The 23151-nt window shown below is 33.3% G+C and carries 17 protein-coding genes; 11 read left to right on the top strand and 6 right to left on the bottom strand.

Annotated elements, in window-relative coordinates:
* Positions 1-117: 117 nt before the first annotated feature.
* From ACXHHC_RS09075 to ACXHHC_RS09055, 5 genes are all read left to right on the top strand, one after another.
* A complete protein-coding gene (locus tag ACXHHC_RS09075; protein ID WP_458226050.1) occupies positions 118-3489 on the top strand; it encodes a SusC/RagA family TonB-linked outer membrane protein in 3372 nt (1123 codons plus the stop codon).
* A gap of 25 nt (positions 3490-3514) precedes the next feature.
* Positions 3515-5002, top strand: a complete 1488-nt coding sequence (locus ACXHHC_RS09070; protein ID WP_458226049.1) for a RagB/SusD family nutrient uptake outer membrane protein — start codon at positions 3515-3517, stop codon at positions 5000-5002.
* A gap of 11 nt (positions 5003-5013) precedes the next feature.
* On the top strand, positions 5014-5868 hold the full coding sequence (locus ACXHHC_RS09065) for a substrate import-associated zinc metallohydrolase lipoprotein (RefSeq protein ID WP_458226048.1): 855 nt from the start codon (positions 5014-5016) through the stop codon (positions 5866-5868).
* A 6-nt stretch (positions 5869-5874) separates the two neighbouring features.
* Positions 5875-7242 (top strand): DUF4302 domain-containing protein, encoded by a 1368-nt coding sequence (locus tag ACXHHC_RS09060; RefSeq protein WP_458226047.1) that lies wholly within the window; start codon positions 5875-5877, stop codon positions 7240-7242.
* Between the two features lie 243 nt (positions 7243-7485).
* On the top strand, positions 7486-7707 hold the full coding sequence (locus tag ACXHHC_RS09055) for a hypothetical protein (RefSeq protein WP_458226046.1): 222 nt from the start codon (positions 7486-7488) through the stop codon (positions 7705-7707).
* Positions 7708-7777: 70 nt separating this feature from the next.
* Here the strand turns inward: ACXHHC_RS09055 and serS are convergent, their stop codons facing one another.
* Together serS and ACXHHC_RS09045 are read right to left on the bottom strand one after the other, a co-directional pair.
* A complete protein-coding gene (gene serS, locus ACXHHC_RS09050) occupies positions 7778-9052 on the bottom strand; it encodes a serine--tRNA ligase (RefSeq protein WP_458226045.1) in 1275 nt (424 codons plus the stop codon).
* 72 nt (positions 9053-9124) lie between these two features.
* Complete coding sequence (locus ACXHHC_RS09045) at positions 9125-10060, bottom strand: bifunctional riboflavin kinase/FAD synthetase (protein WP_458226044.1); 936 nt, start codon at positions 10058-10060, stop codon at positions 9125-9127.
* A 164-nt stretch (positions 10061-10224) separates the two neighbouring features.
* Here ACXHHC_RS09045 and ACXHHC_RS09040 point away from each other — a divergent pair, with 164 nt between their 5' ends.
* The 6 genes from ACXHHC_RS09040 to bioA all read left to right on the top strand — a co-directional run bounded on the left by ACXHHC_RS09040 (position 10225) and on the right by bioA (position 18272).
* Positions 10225-13092 (top strand): TonB-dependent receptor, encoded by a 2868-nt coding sequence (locus ACXHHC_RS09040; RefSeq protein WP_458226043.1) that lies wholly within the window; start codon positions 10225-10227, stop codon positions 13090-13092.
* Positions 13093-13270: 178 nt separating this feature from the next.
* Positions 13271-14779 (top strand): F0F1 ATP synthase subunit beta, encoded by a 1509-nt coding sequence (gene atpD, locus ACXHHC_RS09035; RefSeq protein ID WP_458226042.1) that lies wholly within the window; start codon positions 13271-13273, stop codon positions 14777-14779.
* Positions 14780-14865: 86 nt separating this feature from the next.
* Positions 14866-15159, top strand: a complete 294-nt coding sequence (locus tag ACXHHC_RS09030) for a FoF1 ATP synthase subunit delta/epsilon (RefSeq protein ID WP_458226041.1) — start codon at positions 14866-14868, stop codon at positions 15157-15159.
* A gap of 69 nt (positions 15160-15228) precedes the next feature.
* Positions 15229-16365: an aminotransferase class I/II-fold pyridoxal phosphate-dependent enzyme gene (locus ACXHHC_RS09025; RefSeq protein WP_458226040.1), complete on the top strand. Its 1137-nt coding sequence runs from the start codon at positions 15229-15231 to the stop codon at positions 16363-16365.
* A 7-nt stretch (positions 16366-16372) separates the two neighbouring features.
* On the top strand, positions 16373-16999 hold the full coding sequence (gene bioD / locus ACXHHC_RS09020; protein ID WP_458226039.1) for a dethiobiotin synthase: 627 nt from the start codon (positions 16373-16375) through the stop codon (positions 16997-16999).
* Positions 16986-18272, top strand: coding sequence for an adenosylmethionine--8-amino-7-oxononanoate transaminase (gene bioA / locus ACXHHC_RS09015; RefSeq protein WP_458226038.1), 1287 nt, complete (start codon positions 16986-16988; stop codon positions 18270-18272). Before bioD ends, bioA begins: the two co-directional genes overlap by 14 nt.
* On the opposite strand, the gene ACXHHC_RS09010 is transcribed toward bioA, so the two are convergent.
* From ACXHHC_RS09010 to ACXHHC_RS08995, 4 genes are all read right to left on the bottom strand, one after another.
* Positions 18259-20151, bottom strand: coding sequence for a hypothetical protein (locus tag ACXHHC_RS09010; RefSeq protein ID WP_458226037.1), 1893 nt, complete (start codon positions 20149-20151; stop codon positions 18259-18261). The genes bioA and ACXHHC_RS09010 overlap by 14 nt on opposite strands.
* 98 nt (positions 20152-20249) lie before the next feature.
* On the bottom strand, positions 20250-21428 hold the full coding sequence (locus ACXHHC_RS09005) for a THUMP-like domain-containing protein (protein WP_458226036.1): 1179 nt from the start codon (positions 21426-21428) through the stop codon (positions 20250-20252).
* A gap of 1 nt (position 21429) precedes the next feature.
* A complete protein-coding gene (locus ACXHHC_RS09000; RefSeq protein ID WP_458226035.1) occupies positions 21430-22512 on the bottom strand; it encodes an AI-2E family transporter in 1083 nt (360 codons plus the stop codon).
* Complete coding sequence (locus ACXHHC_RS08995; RefSeq protein ID WP_458226034.1) at positions 22490-23092, bottom strand: acyl carrier protein phosphodiesterase; 603 nt, start codon at positions 23090-23092, stop codon at positions 22490-22492. Before ACXHHC_RS08995 ends, ACXHHC_RS09000 begins: the two co-directional genes overlap by 23 nt.
* Positions 23093-23151 lie beyond the last annotated feature (59 nt).

Genomic DNA, 23151 nt, shown 5'->3' with positions numbered 1-23151 from the left:
ATTTTTTTATTATGATAATTTTAGTAAAATCAGTTTTTGTTTAAACTGCTAATTAGCAGTTTGTTAGTTGTTTTTGTTTGAGAAATTTATAGTCAACCTAATAAAATTATTCTCAACATGAAACTAAAATTATCTTGGCTCATGCTACTGTTTTCAATTCTCTTTATTGAAGGTGGTTATGCACAGGCTAAAAAAACAGTCACAGGTACCATTAAAGACGTTTCTGGAACACCGCTTGGAGGTGTAACAGTTTTGATTAAAGGTAGCCAAAAAGGAATCGTCTCAGATTTTGAAGGAGATTACAGCATAGAAACTAAAAAAGGTGATGTGCTAGAATTTATCTACATCGGTATGAAGACGGAAACTCGGACCGTAGCGAATATTACTGTTTTAGATATAGTAATGCAAGAAGATCTAGAGGCTCTAGATGCGGTAGTTATTACAGGTTACCAAACCATCAGCAAAGAATTATTTACGGGAGCCTCCCAAAACATAAAGGCTGAAGAAATTAAATTAGATGGTGTTCCTGATGTTTCAAGATCTTTAGAAGGACGATCTACAGGGGTAAGTGTTCAAAATGTAACAGGTACATTTGGTGCTGCTCCCAGAATTACTATTAGAGGTTCCTCTTCTATTTTAGGAGATACAAAACCTATTTGGATTGTAGATGGAGTAATTCAAGAAGAAATTGTGAACGTGTCCGTATCAGAATTGGTTTCTGGAGATACAAACACCTTATTAAGTTCTGCCGTTGCAGGATTAAATGCCTCAGACATAGAAAGCTTTGAAATCTTAAAGGATGCATCAGCTTCTGCTCTATATGGAGCTAGAGCGCTAAATGGTGTGATAGTTATCACTACAAAATCAGGAAAACGAAATCAAAAGCCTAAAGTAAGTTATTCTTCAGAGTTTGCTGTTAGAGATATACCTAGTTACTCCAATTACGACTTGTTAAATTCTCAAGAAACAGTTTCAGTTTACAATGAAATGTATCAAAAAGGTTGGTTAAGAGCTCCAGATTCATTTCAAGGAAGATATGGTGGGATATACAATATTATGTATAGGTCTATTAATAGTTATGATAGTGAAACTGGAACTTTTGCTTTGGTAAACACTCCCGAAGCTAGAGCAGAGTTCTTAAGACAGTACGAATTGTCCAATACAGATTGGTTTAACGAACTGTTTAGTTCCACTCCTACTCAAACTCATAATGTTAGTTTTTCTAGTGGTGGTAAAAACTCTACAACATATGCTTCTTTTAGTTACTACACAGATTCTGGATGGACAGTTGCAGATAAGGTAAATAGAGTTACTGGAAACCTACGAAATACTTATTTCTTAAACGATGACAAATTAAAAATAACAACACAGTTACAAGGTTCTATTAGAAATCAGTTTGCACCAGGGACTTTTGCCAGGAGTGAAGATTTAGTAAGTGGTTCTTTCACTAGAGATTTTGATATCAATCCATTTAGTTACGCAATTAATACAAGTAGAGCTCTAAGAGCAAGGGATAGTAATGGTGATTTGGAATATTCTAGATATAATTGGGCACCATTTAATATAATTAATGAATTAGAAAATAATGAGTTGGAGTTAAATGTTATTGATTTAAAGTTTCAGACTCAATTAGATTATAATGTAGCCAAAAACATAAAATATAGTTTTCTAGGTTCTACAAGATATGTCGCTTCTAATACAGATCATAGAGTAAAAGAAAATTCAAATGTTGTTGGAGCTTATAATGCTAATGAAACGACAATTGTAGCAAATGATAATAATTTTTTATACGATGATCCAAATGATTCTGAAGCATTGCCAGTCCCTGTATTACCATACGGAGGTATATTAATAAATGGTAAGAACACGTTAAGAACCTACACCTTTAGAAATACCATAGAGTTTTCTAAGAGGTTTGATGATGAAAAGCATGGTTTAACAATATACGCAGGTCAGGAATATAGGTATGCAGATAGAGAAGAGAGTGAAAATACCGGATATGGATATCAATTTAATAGAGGGGGAACTGTTTTTACCGATCCTAGAATTTTAGAAAAAGCAATTATTGATGACCGACCTTATTTTAAGTCTTTAGAAACAAGACAAAGAGAGATTTCTTTCTTTTCTGCACTTACCTACGATTATCAAAAAAAATATGTGTTAAACCTTACAGGGAATTACGAAGGTTCTAACAGAGCAGGAAAATCTTCTCAATCTAGATGGTTGCCAACCTATACTGTTGGAGGTCGTTGGAATTTAGATAAAGAGGATTTTTTAAAAGATTCCGATTTAGTATCTAATTTATCTTTTAGACCAAGTTATGGGCTAGTAGCGTTATTGGCAGATAATGCAACGAATAATCTAGCGGTATTTAAAAATGAAATTACAGATAGAGAGTTTGCTGATCAAAGAGAGAATTTTATTCAAATAGAAGATCTTCAAAATACAGAACTAACTTGGGAAAAAACGTATGAGTTGAATTTAGGGATAGATGTTGGTTTCTTAAAGAATAGAATAACCGCCAGTGTTGATGCTTATTTTAGGAAAGGAAAAGACTTAATAGACTTAATTAGAACAACAGGTATTGGTGGTGAGGAAATAAAACTGGGAAACAATTCGGATATGACCACTAATGGATTCGAATTTCAGTTAAATACTGTGAATATTCGTACGGATAATTTCAAGTGGAAAACAACATTCAATATTTCTAAGTTCAATCAAGAAATAACAGCACTTAAACAACAGCCCAATGTATTTGATCTAGTTTCTGGTACAGGAAAAGGGAATGCGTTAGGGTTTGAGAAAGGGGCTCTTTTTTCTTTTGATTTTCAGGGGTTAAATGAGCTTGGAATTCCTAAGTTCTTTACAGATCACCCAGAATACAACCCTAGTAGACCTTTTGATTTGATAGATTTTCAAGATACAGATAACCCATTGGATTATTTGGTTTATGAAGGGCCAACAGAACCAAATTTGTCTGGAGGAATAAGTAATAATTTTACTTATAAGAACTGGAACTTTAGTTTCTTTATTTCTTTCTCAGGGGGTAATAAAATAAGATTAAATCCTATTTACGATTCAGAGTATACAGATTTAGACGTGTTTCCAAGAGAGTTAACAAATAGGTGGTTGTTTCCAGGAGATGAATTAAAAACTAATGTCCCTGCAATTATATCTAAGCAAATAGAGCAAGCATACGGAGAGAATACCATAGAAAGGGTTTACAGTGCTTACAATTACTCCACTCAAAGAGTTGCAGATGGAGATTTTATTAGAATGAAGAATATCTCTTTAGGGTACTCTTTGGATAAAAAAATAGTAGACAAACTAAATGTGTCGAGTATGAGGGTTGCTTTACAAGGAACCAATTTGTTTCTATTGTATTCAGATGATAAGCTGGGAGGGCAAGACCCAGAATTTTTTAGATCTGGAGGGGTAGCATATCCAATAACAAGACAGTATACACTCACTTTAAATATCGGATTTTAAAATGGAAGATTGTAAAAATATAATATTGAAAGTAGCAAGAATCATAATCTTATCTATGCTTATGGTTTCTTGTGACAGTGTTCTTGATGAAACACCAGATAATAGAACATTTATTGATAGCGCAGACAAAATAGCAGAGTTATTGGTTGCTGCATATCCCAACGGAGCGTATGTGCCTTTTTTAGAGCCAATGACCGATAATGCAGGAGATAAAAGCCCAGTTGCGAATACTGATAATTCAAATGGAGAAAGGATTAATAGAGAGATGTATTTTTGGAGAGATATAAGCGATACTAATCTTGATACTCCAACGAATTATTGGAATAGGGCATATACTGCAATTGCTCAGGCAAACCAAGCATTAGTTTCTATTGAAGAACTAGGGGGAGGAGAAGAGTTACAAGCTCTAAAGGGAGAAGCTTTATTGTGTAGAGCTTATGCGCATTTTATGTTGGTAAGTATTTACTCTAAAGCATACAACCCAAGTACTGCAGATGTAGACTTAGGAATACCTTATGTAACAGAACCAGAGACAATATTGTTTGGAGCGTATGAAAGAGGTACGGTAGCAGATGTTTATGCTAAAATTGAAGATGATTTGCTTGAAGGGATTGCATTGGTGGATAATGAATATCAACAGCCAAAATATCATTTTACGCCAAAAGCAGCACATGCACTCGCTTCTCGGTTTTATTTAAATAAGGGAGATTGGGATGAGGTAATAGCACATAGTAATCTTGCTTTGGGCGGAGATCCTCTAGCTGTTGTAAGAAATTGGGCTAATTATAGAACGCAAGCATTAACCTATTCTCAAATTCAAATAGCTTACACATCTACTATAGAACCTGCAAACTTATTATTGGTTTCATCTAATTCTACATATGATAGGTTTCATTTCAATGCAAGATATCAATTGACTTTAGATATCGCTTCTGAGTTGTTTCAAGGAAATCCAGTAGGTAAATCTTGGTCTAGAAGATTCTTTGGATCAAGTGATTTATTTTTCAATGTACCTAAAATTAGAGAATATTTTAAAGTGACAAATCAAGCTGCAGGAACTGGTGATACATTTGTTGCTTATGTTTTATTATCTACAGATGAGGTGTTGTGTAATAGAGCCGAGGCCTACGCCATGAAAGGACAGTTAGATTTGGCTTTAGCAGATTTAAATACTATCTATCAAGTAAATACGCAAGGGTATGTTGTTGCAGATGATGCCTTTACAGTTGATGATGTAAATGCAATTTTTGAGGTTTTAGATCCACAATTATATACTCCTTTCTATGATATTCCTGCAGCATCACTAGCAATGATAAATGCGGTGCTAACTACCAAAAGAACTTTGTTTTACAACGATGGTCTTAGGTGGTTTGATATAAAACGACATGATATGGTCGTGAATCATAGAGATGTATTTGGGAATGAATATATTTTAACAAAAGGGGATAATAGAAAGGCGATACAAATTCCTGAAGCTGCTAAAGCACTAGGGATAGATATTAATCCAAGATAAAAAATTAAATCATGAAAAAATATACAATATACATACGAATTATTTTGCTTTTGTGTTTTGCTGTTTCTTGTAAAAATACAGATGAGGTGGGAGCAAGTCAAATAGATACTACTCCACCTATTTTAAACGATTTGGACATTTGGCTAAGAGAAAATTTTGTGCATACATACAATATAGATGTACAATACAAATGGGATATTAACGAAACTGATGTAGCTAGATATTTACATCCCCCATTTGAATCGAGTGTTAAACCCGTAGCAGAAGCTTTGTTAAAGGCTTGGATAGAACCATATAGTCAAGCATCTGGAGATCCTGATTTTATAAAAAAAATTGCTCCTAGGTTTTTTACGCTAGCGGGAAGTTTTAATTACAATCCTAATAGTCCCACCATTACATTGGGTGTAGCAGAGGCAGGTACTAAAATCACACTTTTTAATATAGATTTCTTAGACTTTACAGATATAACGAGTATAAAAAGACCTTTAAAAACAGTACAGCACGAATATGGTCATATACTCAATCAAACAGTTCCTTTTAATCCGTCATATAGATTGGTAAACCCAGCAGATTACACAGCTCAATGGTTTAATAGAACAGATGAAGAGGCAAGAGAATTAGGGTATATAACAGCTTACGCATCAAGTAGCCCTGAGGAAGATTTTGTAGAGATGGTGTCTGAAATTTGTACAAATTCTAAAACGGATTTTGATGCAATTGTGGAAGGAATTACAAGCGAACAAGCTAAAGCATATATTAGGATTAAGGAAAGATTAGTAATAGAATATTATCAAGATAATTTTGGGATTGACTTATATGAACTTCAAGCGTTAATTGAAGAAGCTACACTTAAACTAGTTAAATAAAAGAACATGAAAAAAATACATAACATACTATATTTAATAGCCGTATTATTATTCTCGTGTGGGGATGATGATCAAGAGGTGTTTAGTACAGCTCCAGCTATAAGAATGACAGAAAGAAATAATGAATTACTAACGTTGTTAACGTCTAAAGAACAAGGGTATAAGGCATCCTATTTTACGAAGAACGATGAGTTTGGTGGTTTTACCTTTTTTATGAAATTTAAGGAGGACGGTACGGTAGATATGACTTCGGATTTTGACACTGATACGGATATTATGAGTTCTTCTTTTGACGTCAGATCGGGTACAACTACCGAATTGGTTTTTACCACAAGGAATCATATTCAAAAAGTGAGTAATCCTGAAATAGCGGAATTAAGAGGGACAGGTTTTAAAGGAACTTCTACTTTTCAATACTTTGGAAAAGAGGGAGAAACATTGTTGTTTAGAGATGTTAGAAATATGAATACTGGATTTTTAAAGTTAAACCCAACGAGTTTTACAAATTTTGACACTGAAAGTATAGTAACTGTGACGACAAATTTAACTCAGGAAGCAAATATTTTACCGTTAGCAACCAGTTCTGTTTTTCAGGTTTTAAAGGTTGAAAATACAAGTGGGACATCTTCGTTTAATTTTAATTACGATGCTTTTAGAGGTTTTGCTAATGCAAGTATTACGTTAGATGATGGAAGTATAACCGAGTTTAGTTTTGGGATTTTATTTGAGGAGAATAAATTGACTATTAGCCCAGCTTTGGAGTTTGGAGGAGAGGTTTATGAAGAATTTGCATTTAATTCAGTTGACAGATCTTATGTTTCTACAGTGAATGGTACTACAGCCTCCATAGTTTTTGACAATCAACCTGCATTTATCACCAAAGATTACGAAGAAATTATAACACAACCAGAAACATTTCTTTATAGAATTAACTTAGGTACTAACCCATTGACTTCTAGTGCACATGACAGAATGATTGATGAGGTAAATAGTAATTTAGGAGCTATAGGATTTGTATTAACTGAATATACAATTTCAACTGACTTTGCTACGGATGGTGATTGTTCTACCTCTGTTAGAATTAGAGTTGTGAGACTAAGTGATGGTGCAGCTTTCTTCGGTTTTTATTGTTTTGAAAAAGCTACCGTTGAAGAGCGAAAAGTATTTTTAAGATACACGGGACCTGATGGAGGTAATGGAGCTTTCTTTGAAAGTCGCATACAGCCGTTAATCAACTTTTTAAATAGTTCTCAAGGTATGGTATTTACGCGAGAAGGTAGTTTTAGTAGTTCTTCTTTTAGTTTTAGCAACAGAGCAGTAACATTTACAAGTGTAGATGATCCTTCTATGAGAGTTTATGGTTTACTATTTTAATCGGTAAAATAGAATGTTAATTTAAGTTTATCCATTAAACGCTCTAATTTGTTAGTCACAAAATAGAGCGTTTTTTTAATTAAAATCGCTATGCAAATAAATTATTCAACAAAATATTTACTTTTCACTTACTTAGTAATTGGTATATCCGCCATTGCTATCAACTTAATTATAAGTTCATCATTTGGCATTATTGATTGTATTTTTCTTGTTTTCTTTACCTGTTGGATACTCCTGTTTTTTGTGCTGAAAAAAAGAGGTTATTTAATTTTAGGAAGGGAAGAGATGGTTGTAAAGAATCTCTTATACAAACTTATCAAGCATAAAGACATTATCAGAATAGAAAAAGGTAAATTAGAGTATAGAATCTATACTGCTAAAAATTATTTTAAGGTGTATTTAAATCAGGTAGATAAACACCAACTGAAAGATTTAGAGGTTTATATGGGTAAGCTAATGAATTAGCTTAGTTAAAGTAAAACAAAAATCCCAAACTTGTAGGCTTGGGATTTTTTATGCTTGTAGTTTGATGATTTTAGTTAATCAAATCAAACCCTGTATATGGTACTAATACCTCAGGAATTTTTATTCCATCAGGAGTTTGGTAGTTTTCTAAAATAGCGGCTAATACTCTTGGCAATGCTAATGAACTACCGTTTAGTGTATGCGCTAAAGTGCTTTTTCCTTCTGAGTTTTTAAATCTTAATTTTAAACGATTCGCTTGGAAAGTTTCAAAGTTAGAAACCGAGCTGATTTCTAACCATCTATCTTGTCCTGTAGAGAACACCTCAAAGTCGTATGTTAGTGTAGAAGTAAATCCTAAATCTCCACCACATAGGTTTAAGATTCTATAAGGTAATTTTAATTCTCTTAAAATATCTTTTACATGATCTACCATTCCATCTAAAGCTTCAGCAGATTTTTCAGGGTGTTCAATTCTTACAATTTCTACTTTATCAAACTGGTGCAATCTATTTAGACCACGAACATGGGCTCCGTAAGAACCAGCTTCACGTCTAAAACAAGGAGTGTATCCTGTTAAGCAAATAGGAAACATATCTTCTTTTAACAATTCTCCTCTAAAGATGTTAGTTAAAGGTACTTCTCCAGTTGGAATTAAATATAAGTCATCTATTGTTGCATGGTACATTTGTCCTTCTTTGTCGGGCAATTGTCCTGTTCCCATTCCAGAAGCTTCGTTTACCAAGTGAGGAACTTGTGTTTCTTCGTATCCAGCAGCGGTGTTTTTATCTAAAAAATAATTGATTAACGCACGTTGTAATCTTGCTCCTTTTCCTCTGTAAACAGGGAAACCGGCTCCAGTAATTTTATTTCCTAGTTCAAAATCAATTATGTTGTATTTTTTTGCTAACTCCCAGTGAGGTAATGCTCCTTCTTCCAGTGTAGGAATTTCTCCTTCTTCAAAAACAGTAATATTGTCTTCTTCGTTAGACCCAGCAGGTACAATTTTGTTAGGTACATTTGGGATGGTGTAAAGTAAATCTGCTAATTTTTGCTCAGCAGTATTAAATTGCTCTTGTAATTCTTTAGAGCTAGCCTTTAACTGTCCCGATTTTTCTTTTAATATGTTTGCTTTTTTGGCTTCTCCAGATTTAAAAAGAATTCCAATTTCTTTATTTAAGGAGTTAGATTCAGCCAATACTTTGTCAAGCTTAGCTTGCGTACTTCTTTTTAATTCGTCTGTGTCAATTACATCGTTAATAATTGTCTCTGCATCTTTAAAGTTACGTTTGGCTAATCCTGCCAATACTTCTTCTTTATTTTCTCTAATAAAAGGTACTTGTAACATATTAAATTAATTTGTCACAAATATAGTCTTTCCATTCAAACGTGGAAACAATCTAATACTAAGAATAGAGGATTAAAGAGATAGAGATTGGATATAGTTTAAACTCTCTTCTTTGTCTTTAAATAATTGCTGTTTTAGCTCTTCAATAGAGTAGAATCTAGTCTCTTCTCTTAAGAAATGTAAAAATTCAATTCTAATATCATCATCATAAATATCTTGGTCAAAATTGAATAAGTGAGCCTCAATTGTTTTGCCTTTACCGTTAACAGTAGGTCTATTTCCTATGTTTAACATTCCGTTATAAACATGGTTGTTGTGGATGGCTCTAATTACGTAAGCTCCGTTTTTTGGAATTAACTTATACGTTTCTGCTATTTTAATATTTGCAGTAGGAAATCCAATAGTGTTTCCTAGTTGTTGCCCTTTAACAACCATTCCGTTAATAAAAAAAGGAGTGGTTAGGTACTCGTTGGCGGTTTTAACATCTCCAGAGGTTAAGGCTTTTCTAATTTTAGTAGAGCTAACAGAAATGTTATTAATATCCTGTACTTCTATTTCTTTAATGTTAAAATCAAAGGTGTGGCTAAAGTCTTTAAGTTGTTCAAAATCACCTTCTCTGTTTTTTCCAAACCTATGATCGTAACCAATTACCAATTCTTCTACGTTAAGTTTGTTTACTAAAACGTTTCTAACAAAATCAAAAGCACTTAGGTTAGAAAAATCTTTATCAAAAGGGTGAATCACTAAATAATCTAAATCTGTTTTAGAAAGTATTTCAATTCTTTCATCAATGGTGTTGATAAGCTTTATAGAGTTATTAGCCTGAATTACCATTCTAGGGTGTGGGAAAAAAGTTAAAAGCACAGATTTTAACCCTTTTTCTCTAGCTTCTTTAAAAAGCTGATCCAATATTTTTCTATGTCCAACATGAACTCCATCAAAAGTTCCTATGGTTACAACAGTGTTGACGTTCTCAGGAAAATTATTGTAGTTGTGAATTACTTCCAAGGATGATTAAATTTTCGTCAAATTTAAGAATACTATTTTAATACACTCCTTAAAGTAAATGCAAAAAAATGATTGTTTTTTTATGAAAAATATATCGGTAATTAAACCTATGTTTATTTTTTTTGTAACTTGTATAACAACTAAAAGAAACTTATAACTATACTATGAAAACAAAACTATTAAGCTCCTTGTTTTTTTTGATATGCCTTAATTTTTATGGACAGAACACGACTGTGATAAAAGGAAAGGTTTTAAACTCAAAAGACAATACCCCAGTAATTACAGCAACAGTATCTGTTGCAAACTCTCCAGAAATAGCAGTGGTTGATGAAAAAGGTAATTTTACCTTAGAGCTAAAAAAAGCTCCACCAGTTGAAATACACGTAAATGCTATTGGATTTAAACATTATAAGCATAAAATAACCGTTGCTAATTCTAGCATGAGAATTCATTTAGACGAAGACGTTACCAGTTTAGATCAGGTAGTGCTTTCTGCTTCTAGAACACCCGAAAGAGTGTTTGAGTCTCCTGTAACTATTGAAAGAATTGGTGCAAAGCAGGTTGAAACTACTACTTCTGCCAATTTTTATGATGGATTGGAAAATTTAAAAGGAGTAGATGTAAACTCAAGTAGTTTAACATTTAAGTCTGTTAATACCCGTGGTTTTGCCACTTTCGCGAACTCTCGTTTTGTACAGTTGGTAGATGGAGTTGATAACGCTTCTCCTGGTTTAAACTTTGCTTTAGGGAATTTAGTAGGACTGAATGATTTGGATGTAGGTTCTGTGGAATTATTACCTGGAGCAGCATCTGCATTGTACGGAGCTAATGCCTTTAACGGAATTATGTTAATGAGAAGTAAGAATCCTTTTACAAACCCTGGATCTTCTGTGTATGGTAAAATAGGATTTACTGATTCTGATAATGGAGGTGTAAATCATTTTATAGATGCAGGATTTAGAGTTGCAAAAAAAATAAATGAAAAGGTAGCTATTAAGTTTACAGGTTCTTTGTTTAGAGGTACAGATTGGGTTGCTTCAGATTCTAGAAACATAAACTCTGTAAGTGGAGAAGTGTTGTCTGGAACAAGAGAGAATACCTTTAATTACAATGGAATTAATGTGTATGGAGATGAATTTACCAATCCAGACGATCTAGGTTTTGGTAAAGTAACAAGAACAGGATATAATGAGAGAGATTTGGTGGATTACACTGCAGATAGTTTTAAGGCGGATATTGCTTTACATTTTAGACCTATTGAGGGCGATTCTGATACCGAAATTATTTTAGGGAGTAAATATGGAACAGGAAATGCCATATACCAAGGGGCTAGTAGATACGCATTAAGGAATTTTGTAATGCATCAACATAAATTAGAGTTTAGAACTAAAAACTTAATGATAAGAAGTTATGTTTCTATAGAAGATGCTGGAGATTCTTATGACATACGTTTTGCAGGAATTAACACATTAAGGTCTGCCAATAATGCTGTTAACGGATATAATGCTTTAAATAATACATCTTTATCTGTAGATGAGTTGTGGTTTGGTACTTATGGAGCAGCTTATGGTGCTGCTTTGGGAGGAGGAGCAACTCAAGCTCAAGCAAGAGTCGCTGCAAGAACTGCTGCGGATACTAATTTTAGAACAGATCCTAATAGCGAGGAGTTTAGAAGTATTTTCAATACAGTTATTAGTAATCCAGATTTTAAAACAGGAGCTAAGTTCGTAGATAGTTCTCGATTATATCATTCAGATTTTAATTATAATTTTAAAGATCAAATAGAGTTTGCTGAGATACAGGTAGGAGGATCTGCTAGAAGATATGTGTTAAATTCTGAAGGGACTATATATACAGATGCTGATGGTTCTATTAGTTATGATGAATTTGGTATATATACTCAAATGCAAAAAAAGTTAGTAGATGATCGATTGAAATTAACAGGTTCTATTCGTTATGATAAAGCACAAAATTTTGATGGTAATTTTTCACCAAGATTTTCAGTTTCTTTTAGCCCAGACGAAGATAAAAAACACAATATTAGAGCTTCTATTCAAACAGGTTTCAGAAACCCTACTACTCAAGAGCAGTATATAGGTTTAGATTTAGGGAATACAAGGTTGTTAGGTTCTGCACCTGATAATTTAGATAGGTATACGGCAAATATTAGTAATTCTGCTAGTGGTCAAGCTCTTGGTTTTGGTGCTTCAACTCAGTTTACAGGTCAAAGAGCATACAGTGAGGCTTTTACAGTAACTTCTGCTCAGGCTTTCTCTACGTTGGCTGGTGAAGGGAATATTCCAGGTGCAATTGGAGCTTTAGTTAAAGCAGATGTAGATTTAATTAAGCCAGAAAAAGTACTTTCGTTTGAAGTTGGTTATAGAGGAAAAATGGCTGAAAAAACAGTGTTGGATTTTAGTGCCTATTACAACAAGTACACAGATTTTATAAACATTATAAATGTAATTGTTCCTAACTATGGTAATACCAATCTAAGTGATGTTGGTACTCCAGTTCCTGGAGTAGTTACTCCATTACCAAATGCGGTTTGGGCATTGATAAACGGAGACTCTCAGGTAACTTCTCTGTATACAAATACAAAAGCAGATGTAGCTTCTTATGGTGTAAATGTTGGTTTAGAGACAACTATTGGTGATGGATATGATATAGGAATAAACTATGCATTTGCCAAACAAGAATTCGATCAAGAAGATGATCCAAATTTTGAAACAGGATTTAATACACCAGAGCATAAAGTAAAAGCTTCTTTTGGAAATAATGATGTTTACAATGGATTTGGTTTTGGATTGAATGTTAGATGGCAAGATAAATACTACTGGCAATCTTCTTTTGTTGATGGAGCTATAGACGCAAGAACATTAGTAGATGCACAGGTAATGTATAATATAGAGAAATGGAATTCTAAAATTAAGATAGGAGGGGCAAATATATTAGGACATAATTATTTTGTTGCACCAGGTACAGGAATGATTGGGTCTCAATATTACGGATCTTGGATTTATAATTTTTAAAGATTAATTTCAAGATTGTAAAACATATTAAAGGCTAAGGATTTAAAATCTTTAGCCTTTTGTTTTTTTTTTAGAATGGAGTTGTAGAGAATAATAAAAAATATATCTTTGCACTCAATTAAAACCGTGAAATGGTTTCATATTAAACTAGAAATTAAATTCTTTTAATAATACAAAAATGTCTAAAACAACAGGTAAAATCGCTCAAATTATTGGACCAGTAATTGACGTTGCTTTCGAAACTGGGACTGAGCTTCCAAAAATTTACGATTCTTTAGTTATCAACCGTGGAGAAGGAAACACATTGGTGTTAGAGGTTGAACAACACATTGGTGAAAATACTGTAAGATGTATTGCAATGGATTCTTCTGATGGATTGTCTAGAGGAACGGAAGTAATAGTTACTGGAGAACCAATTAAGGTTCCTGTTGGTGATAATATTTACGGACGTTTATTTAACGTTTCTGGAGATCCTATTGATGGTTTACAAGCATTGCCAAAAGATGGTGCAAATGGATTACCTATTCACCGTGAGGCTCCAAGATTTGAAGACTTATCTGTTTCTACAGAAGTTTTATTTACAGGTATTAAAGTAATCGACTTAATTGAGCCTTACGCAAAAGGAGGTAAGATTGGATTATTTGGAGGTGCTGGAGTAGGTAAAACAGTATTAATTCAGGAGTTAATTAACAACATTGCAAAAGGACACGGAGGATTATCTGTATTTGCAGGAGTTGGAGAGAGAACTCGTGAAGGAAATGATTTAATGCGTGAAATGATTGAAGCTGGAATTATCTCGTACGGAGAAGAATTTGAGCATTCAATGGAAGAAGGAGGATGGGATCTTGAAAAGATCGACCATGAGAAAATGAAAGAATCTAAAGTATCTTTCGTATTCGGACAGATGAATGAACCTCCTGGAGCACGTGCACGTGTAGCTTTATCAGGATTAACAATTGCTGAATATTTCCGTGATGGAGCAGGAGATGGACAAGGGAAGGATGTATTATTCTTCGTAGATAACATCTTCCGTTTTACACAAGCTGGATCTGAGGTGTCTGCATTATTAGGACGTATGCCATCAGCAGTAGGATACCAACCAACATTAGCAACTGAGATGGGAGCTATGCAGGAGCGTATTACTTCTACTAAAACAGGATCTATTACATCTGTACAGGCAGTATATGTACCTGCGGATGATTTAACTGACCCTGCACCAGCAACAACGTTTGCTCACTTAGATGCAACTACAGTATTGTCTCGTAAGATTGCTGAATTAGGTATTTACCCAGCGGTTGATCCGTTAGATTCTACTTCAAGAATTTTAACAGCTGAGATCTTAGGTAAAGAACACTATGACTGTGCACAAAACGTAAAAGAGTTATTACAACGTTACAAAGAATTACAAGATATTATTGCAATCTTAGGTATGGAAGAATTATCTGAGGAAGATAAATTAGTAGTTCACAGAGCACGTCGTGCACAACGTTTCTTATCTCAACCATTCCACGTAGCTGAACAGTTTACAGGTATTCCTGGAGTATTAGTTGATATTAAAGATACTATCAAAGGATTCAACATGATTATGGATGGTGAATTAGATAAGTACCCAGAAGCAGCATTCAACTTGAGAGGATCAATTCAAGAAGCAATTGATGCAGGAGAGAAAATGTTAGCTGAAGCATAATAACAGTACAAAGTATATAGTACAAAGTATAAAGCTTTAATGCTATGTACTCAATACTAAATACTCAGTACTAAATACTAAAAAATATGTATTTAGAAATAGTATCACCAGAAGCTGTATTGTTTTCATCAGAAGTAGATTCTGTAACAGTACCTGGAGTTCAAGGAGAGTTTCAAATGTTAAACAATCACGCTGCTATTGTTTCAGAATTAGCAGAAGGTGTTGTTAAAGTGCATACGCATTCTCAGGAACACATCGAATTAAACGATTTAAAAGGAGGATTAGTTCCTCATGCAGATGATGATAAAGTTTTAACGCTGAAAATTAAGAGCGGAACTGTTGAAATGAAAGACAATAAAGTAATTGTTTTGGCAGATTAATTTTTAATCATCTTATAAAACAAAAAAACGCTATCTATTTTTAGATAGCGTTTTTTATTTTTGCCTACTATGTATAATATTCCTAAATCTTTACAACAAAAGTTACAAGATAGAATAGAGAGTAATTCTTTGCGATCTTTGGAGTTAAAGTCTACTCAAATAGATTTTTATTCTAACGATTATTTAGGGTTTGCATCCTCTAATATTATTGCGAATAAGGCTTTAGATTATGTAAAGGAAAGTATAATTTCTAATGGAAGTACAGGGTCTAGATTAATTTCTGGAACACATTCTTTGCATTTAGAGGTTGAGGAGCAATTAGCCGAATTTCATAATGCTGAAGTTGGGTTACTATACAATTCCGGATATGATGCGAATGTGGGATTGTTTTCAGCAGTATTGCAAAAGAACGATGTGTTGTTGTTTGATGAATTGATTCATGCTTCGGTACGTGATGGGATTAGAATGAGCAATGCTAGTACTTATAAGTTTAAGCATAACGATTTAGAGGATCTAGAAAAGAAATTAAAACGATTTTCTGAAAAAAGTACTGAATTGTATGTCGCTATTGAAACGGTCTATTCTATGGATGGAGATACTGCTCCATTAAAGGAAATAGTAGATTTATGTGAGCAATACAAAGCACATTTAATTATTGATGAAGCACATTCAGGCGGAGTGTTTGGAGAGAAAGGAAAAGGGTTAGCGAATGAGCTAGATTTGGAGTCTAAAATTTTTGCACGAGTACATACGTTTGGAAAGGCCTTAGGTTGTCATGGAGCGATAGTTTTAGGACCTACAGGATTAAGGGAATACTTAATTAACTTTTCTCGTTCCTTTATATATACAACTGCCATACCGTTGCATGCGGTAGCAACTATAAAAGCTGCTTATCAAGAACTAGCAGAAGGAGAAAGCCAATTGAACTTAAAAACAAAAATCACTTATTTTAAGCAGCAATTAAAGACATTAGATTTAGAGGATCGTTTTATAGAAAGCAACAGTGCTATTCATTGTTCTATTGTACCTGGTAATTATGCTGTAAAATCTCTAGCAGCAAAAATACAGAGTACAGGTATTAGTGTAAAAGCAGTCATGTCTCCTACAGTTCCTAAAGGAAAGGAGCGTTTGCGTATTTGTTTGCATGCTTTTAATACAGAAGAAGAGATTGATAAATTATTACAATTAATTAAAGAAAAGAGTTAGCGGAACGATGCAGAAAAAAATATTTGTAACTGGAATTTCAACCGATGTTGGTAAAACATTGGTTTCGGCCATTTTAGTAGAGGCCTTACAGGCTGATTATTGGAAACCCATACAAGCGGGAGATGTTGATTTTGGAGATATGGATAGAGTAAAAGCTTTGGTTAGCAATTCTAAATCCGTGTTTTACAAAAACACCTATGCCTTACAAACACCTATGAGCCCACATGCTGCAGCAGAGATTGATGGAGTAACCATTGAGTTGGATAAAATTATAGCTCCCGAGACAGAACACACATTGGTAATAGAAGGAGCGGGAGGCTTGTTGGTTCCGATTAACGATACACAAACGATTGCTGATATAATTCCGTCGGATGCTTTGGTGATAGTGGTTTCTAGGCATTATTTGGGGAGTATCAATCATACTTTAATGACTTTAGAGTTGTTACAACAAAAAGGTTGTAAAATGGCTTTAATTTACAGTGGTAACGAACATACTACTACAGAAAGTATTATTGATAAAATGACTGGGGTTCCAGTAATTGGTAGCGTAGATGAAGAAGTAGATGTGAACCCAAAAGTAATAAAAAAATACGCTGATTTATTTAAAGAAAACTTAGAGAATGAGCTTAAATAAAAGAGATCAAAAGCATTTGTGGCACCCACTTACGCAGCATAAAATGACTCCTGAGCATTTGGGAATTGTGAAAGCGAATGGAGTGTATTTGTATGATGAAGAGGGAAAGGAATACATAGATGCTATTTCTTCCTGGTATACTTGTTCTTATGGACACTGTCATCCTCATATGGTGAAAAAGGTGCAGGAGCAAGTTGCTACAATGGATCAGGTGGTGTTTGCAGGGTTTACGCATCCTGCTGCTGTGGAAATGTCTGAAAAGTTGATGGAAATTCTTCCAGACAACCAACAGAAGATTTACTTTTCTGATAATGGTTCTACTACGATTGATATTGCTATTAAAATGAGTTTGCAATACCATTTTAACCAAGGAAAAAAGAAACTGAAAATAGTTGCTTTTGAAAATGCTTTCCACGGAGATACTTTTGGGGCAATGTCTGTTTCTGGTTTGGATGTGTATAACGGTCCTTTTTCTGATGTGGTTTTAAATGTAGATAGAATTCCAGTTCCTACAGAGGAAAATATCAATGAAGTTTTAGCTGACTTTGAGGAGTTACTAGCTACGGATGAAGTGGCTTGTTTTGTGTTTGAACCTTTAGTGCAAGGAGCCAATTGTATGCGAATGCACAAAGCAGAACATTTAGATCGGTTAATCGCTTTAGCACAGAAATACGATGCTGTTTGTGTGGCTGACGAGGTAATGACAGGTTTCGGAAAAACAGGAACTTATTTTGCTTCTGATAGATTAGAAAATAAACCAGACGTAATGTGCTTGTCCAAAGCATTAACTGGTGGAATGGTTCCTATGGGATTGACCACTTGTACTCAAAAAATATACGATGTTTTTTATGCGGATGAAATCTCTAAAGGATTCTTCCATGGGCACACCTATTCTGCAAATCCAATTGCTTGTACTTCGGTAATTGCGAGTGTGGAGTTGCTACAAATGGAAGAAATTCAAGAAGGAATGCAGCGAATTGAAAAATCACATGAGGCTTTTGTAAAAGATGTTCAGGAACATCCAAAAGTAAAAGAGATAAGAACACTTGGGGTTATTCTAGCTATTGACTTAGACTTAGATATTGACCGTTACGGAAAAGATAGGAATGCGATCTTCAATCACTTTATGAATAAAGGAATCTTTTTAAGACCACTAGGGAATACCTTGTATATCGTTCCTCCGTATATTATAAAACAAGAGGAGTTGGAGTTTGTTTATGGGGGGATGAAAGAGTATTTAAAGGCTTTATTAGATGAGCTTAATGAGTTATAGAGCCTAACTTATTAAACTCTTCGGAAGATATAAAATATGATTTGTCTATCTCTATATCGTAATTAGGTAATAAGTTTTCTGCAAAACGAATTATTTTATAAGTTTTGTCATTGTTGTAAAATTGAATGGAGAAACTATAAGCTTTTGTTAAAGAATTAAAGCCGTTAAATTCAAGTTTTGGATTGGTAATTATTGGATGATTGTAAATTTCTAGCGAAAGTTTTCTAACGGTCTTAAGTTTATTGAAACCTATGAAGTTTTCTAGATTTGGTAAACCTTTAAATCCACTGTTAGAAATCATTATGTCGTTAATATATTCAAGATTATCAAAGCCAATAAAGTTCTTTAATGAGCTGTTTCTATCATGCGTATTGTCGCTAAATCTAAGTTTTGAATTAATTTGTTTTAAATTATTTAGGCCATTAAAGTTTTTTAAAGACTCATTACCTACTATATAAAAATTATCATTTATTACTGTAATTTTTTCTAAACCTGTAAAGTCTATAAGATTGTTGTTGTCATAAATAGAAACTTCGGAAGCAATACTTTCTAAGGAATTTAAGTGTTGAAAATTGTTGATATTTGTATGTTTAATTGTTATACTTCCTCTGATAGTTTTTAAATTATCTAATCCTTTAAAAGACGTTATTGGAGTATATTTATCCGGTACATTGTGCTCAGATGTCCCGACTTTAATTTTTGTAATGGCTGATATTTTGAGATTGTTAACAGAACTAATTTTTTCTAAACCTAGAAAATCACTATTAAGCCCAAACACTATGAGGTCATCTGATATATTCTCAAGGTTACTTAAACTACTTAAGTTTGTTAGCTTGTAATTGTTTACAATAACTAACGATCCACCAATAGATTTTAAGTTGTTTAATCCGTCTAAGCTTAATAAGTTGTCATTAAGATGTAGAATTAAGTCTCCTTCAATGTTTTTCAGGTTGTTAAGCCCTTCAAGGTTTTCAAGCTTGGCGATGTATATTTCTAGATTTCCTTCTATTTTTTGCAAACTACATAGCCCAGAAAGATCATCGGCATTTTGAATTTCTAAATCGCCAATTATTTTAGTGTATTTGTTTTTGGAGAAAGTGTCTATTTCTTCTTGATTCATTAAACTTTCCCAATTAGTTCTATATTCTCGATTAAAACCGTATCCTTCTTTGCTTGCAATTAATACTTTTGAGTTTTCGTCAATAGATTCATATTGAGAGCAATCTTCATTTTCTATTTCTTCGCCATTATTTTCTGAAATTATTTTTTTTAGAATAATAGTATAAGTGTTGTTTTTAGTGCTGTTACCTCCATCCTGAGAGTGTTTTTCTAATAGTTTTAGTTGTAAAAAATTAGTAGTAATTTTTTGTGCGTATAACTCTATGTTGTTTGACGAACGAGAGTCAATTCTTCTATCTCCAGCAAGGATGCTAATTTTAGTTTCGTATAAAATATCCGAATAAGTTCTGGTTTCGGTTTGAGTACGTTCATCAAAACCATGAAACTTAGTTTTAATGGTGTTTTTTAAGGTGTATTCTCCAGTTCTAGCAATTGTGTTGTTAGAGATGTTTAATTTATAACTGGATTTTGTTAACGCTCCTGTTATTTCAATTACATCTGGGTTTCCTCCGCTTATGCCTGACTTTTCAATGCTAGAGAAGTTTAGTTCAATAACATCCCACTCTCCATATAAATTAGCTTCTGATAATTCTATTTCAGTTTCTGAATCAATGTTTATATCGTCTTTTTTCTCTTCTTCTTTTTCGTCCTCTTTTTGAGGAACTTCTTCTGAATCTGAGGTGTTACTTATAACAGTGTCTTCTTTACTACAAGAAGTAATCAATCCAATAATAAAAAGAACTAAAAAAAACTTTTTCATTTTAAAAACATTAAAATCAACGGGTAAAACTAATATATAGTTCAGTTTTTAATAGGGGCTAATTGTGTAAATTAAAGGGTGTAGAGTGTAATTTTAACTTATTTGTTAGTTTTCTCACAAACCAAAACCACTTGTTTATTCTTTAAATTCGTGGTAAAAAATAAATAAGTGTTTCCACCATCTTTAATTCCTGTTTTTTTACGAATGGTAGCTACGGATTCTTTAAAGTTACGTGTGGTGATGTTTGCTTTCTTAGTTGGGAGTAATTTTATGAGTTGTTTTTTGTTATAAGGAAGGATGTGTAAAATTTCAAAACTACGTCCCGGGAAGTCTACAACTTGGTTTGAGGTATAAAGATGAGAGTGTTTGTGTAGTTTTTTTACTTCCAATTGTTCACAAACAGCTGTAAATCCTCCTGATTTTAAAATAGCACTATTCGGTTCGTAAATGTATTTTAAAGGCTCAGAAAGCTCGTAATTGTACTCTTGTTGGTAGCTAAACTCAAAGGTGTTTATTTTTGTATCGAGATTGGTGGCCGAAATCTTAATTTCTCCCTCGTATCCTTTTTCAATCATCACCAAAACCTCTTTTACCTCGTTTTGTAAAGCGACTACATGCACCTCTTTTACGAATTGTAGTTCGTTGATACAGCTTGTAATGTCTATTAGAGGGGAGTTTTTAATTAAGATATTGTTGCTCTTTTCTAATAGTGCCTCTAAATGCAAAGGAACGTTTGGTAAGCAATCTTTTAGTAAGAATACTTTTCCTTTTACATCGTTTCTACGAGAAGGGTCTACGTAAATCCAGTCATAGGTTTGTTCGTTTTCTAGAATGTATTCAACTCCATCTCCTTGAATACATTTTATGTTTGTTGTTTGAAACTGCTGTATGTTGTGTTGAACAATTTCTGATAATCCAGCATTCAATTCGCAATGTGTAACCGATTCAAAACACTCGGAAAACGCTTTACAATCAACCCCAAAACCTCCTGTAATGTCTATAATAGATTTCCCTTGAATCAACTCGTTTTTAAAAGTTGCTGTGGCTTCCGAAGAAGTTTGTTCTATGTTAAGCTTATTAGGGTAGAAAACTCCTTCTGTAGCAAACCAAGTAGGTAGTTTTTTCTGAGATCGTTTTTTAGCCTCTACTTGCTCAATTAATTCTTGAGTGGTAATGCCATCAAAAGAACTTCCTTTTAAAACCAATTGTGTAATATCGGTTTTAAGGTTGTTTTTAATGTATTCTTGAACTTCTTTTTGTAGTAGTTTTGGATTCAAACTATAAATCTTGAGTTAACAATTTTACTGCGTAATACTTGTTAAAGAATTCCTTGGCAATTACTTTAATAGCTGTGTAACAAGGAATAGAAACCACCATTCCAACGACTCCAAATAAGCTTCCAAAAATCATAATCACTAAGAAAATTTCTAAAGGATGAGATTTAACACTCTTAGAAAAGATTAAAGGCTGACTCACAAAATTATCTACCAATTGAGCAAACAGATAACCTCCCATTATATAGAAAGTATTTGGTAGTATTTCGTTCTGAAAATCTAAATCTAGATTGTTAGTGGTTGCTAAAACAAACATAATAATGGCTCCAATTAAAGGACCTATGTAAGGAATTAGATTAAATAGAGCGCATAAAAATGCAATGATTACGGCATTTTCTATGTCGAAAACAGTAAGTACAATTGTATAAATTGCAAATAGCACTGTTATTTGAATAATCAATCCTATGAAATAACGAGATAATAATTCTTTAATGTTTTCTAGGGCTCTTGCTGCGTGGTAGATTTGCTTTTTAGGAATCATAGCAAAAGTACCTTTGGTTAGAATTTTAGAGTCTGACATAAAGAAAAACGTGATGAACAAAACCGAAAATAATCCCATACTAAAAGAACCAATACTTCCTAGTACTACGTTTAAAATATTAGGAATGTTTTTAATACTAGGAATAAAATCAAAGTTTTTTGTTTTTTCTAGAATGTCAATATTATTAGCTAGTAGATAAGTGTTTATTTCTGTAGTTAATACTTCTACTTTGTCTTTAAATTCATCAGAGTTTAATAAGGCAATGTTTTCGCTTTGCTTGCTAATTAAAGGTGCAAAAGCGTTGATTAAAACAGTAATAAATATAATGTAAGTGAACATACCAATTACTGCAGCCAAGGTGCTTTTTAATTTTAGTTTTCGGGTTAAAAATTTTACCAGTGGTCTAGAGATAAGTGCTAAAATTGCAGAGATAATTATGTAAACAATAATGGTTTTTATTTGAATGAAAAACCAAATTATTGCAAAAATTCCGACAATAATAGCCAGTGTTCTTAGGAGTCCGTTACTTAAGGTTTTTGCGGTCATATTTTTTTAGGTATTCTGTACAGTAGTTCTGAATTTCATCAAAAAAAGCAGTGAAATCCTCTTCAAAAATAGTGTAATTCTCTTTTAAATCTTCTACAGCCTCGTTCATTTTAGAAATGCCACGAGTTCTTACATTCATATCGTGCATAATTTCTCCAATTCCTTGTATGGTTCTGTATTTATACAGCCAGTTTTGTTGTGCCATATAAGGAATCATATGTTGTGCTTTTTGTGGCAATGTATCAAAGTTGTCGTAAAATAGTTCGTAGATACCTTGTGTAAAAGTATCTAGGGGAATTGCAGAGTATTTGCTCCAGTTTTTTGCTAAAAAGTGATCGTAAATTAAGTCGATAATGACTCCTTTGTAAAGTCGGTATTTTGGATCTAATCGTCTTTTGCTTTTTCTAAAAATAGGATGCTCATCTGTAAATACATCTATAGCGCGGTGCATTTTAATTCCAAACTGTATACCATTAGAAAATTGATCGTATTTATTTCCTTTTAGCGTATCGGCAATAAAATTCCCTATAATCACCTCTTTGTCTGTATTGGCTAAGTATAAATGAGCAAGGAAGTTCATCGCTTTTTAATTTTACCATGAAGGTAAACAAAAAAAGCGTTTTACAGGATGTGCAAAAC

Source organism: Wenyingzhuangia sp. IMCC45574 (assembly GCF_054182685.1).
The sequence above is the reverse complement of the archived record's forward strand: the minus strand, read 5'-3'. Positions and strand labels throughout refer to the sequence as shown.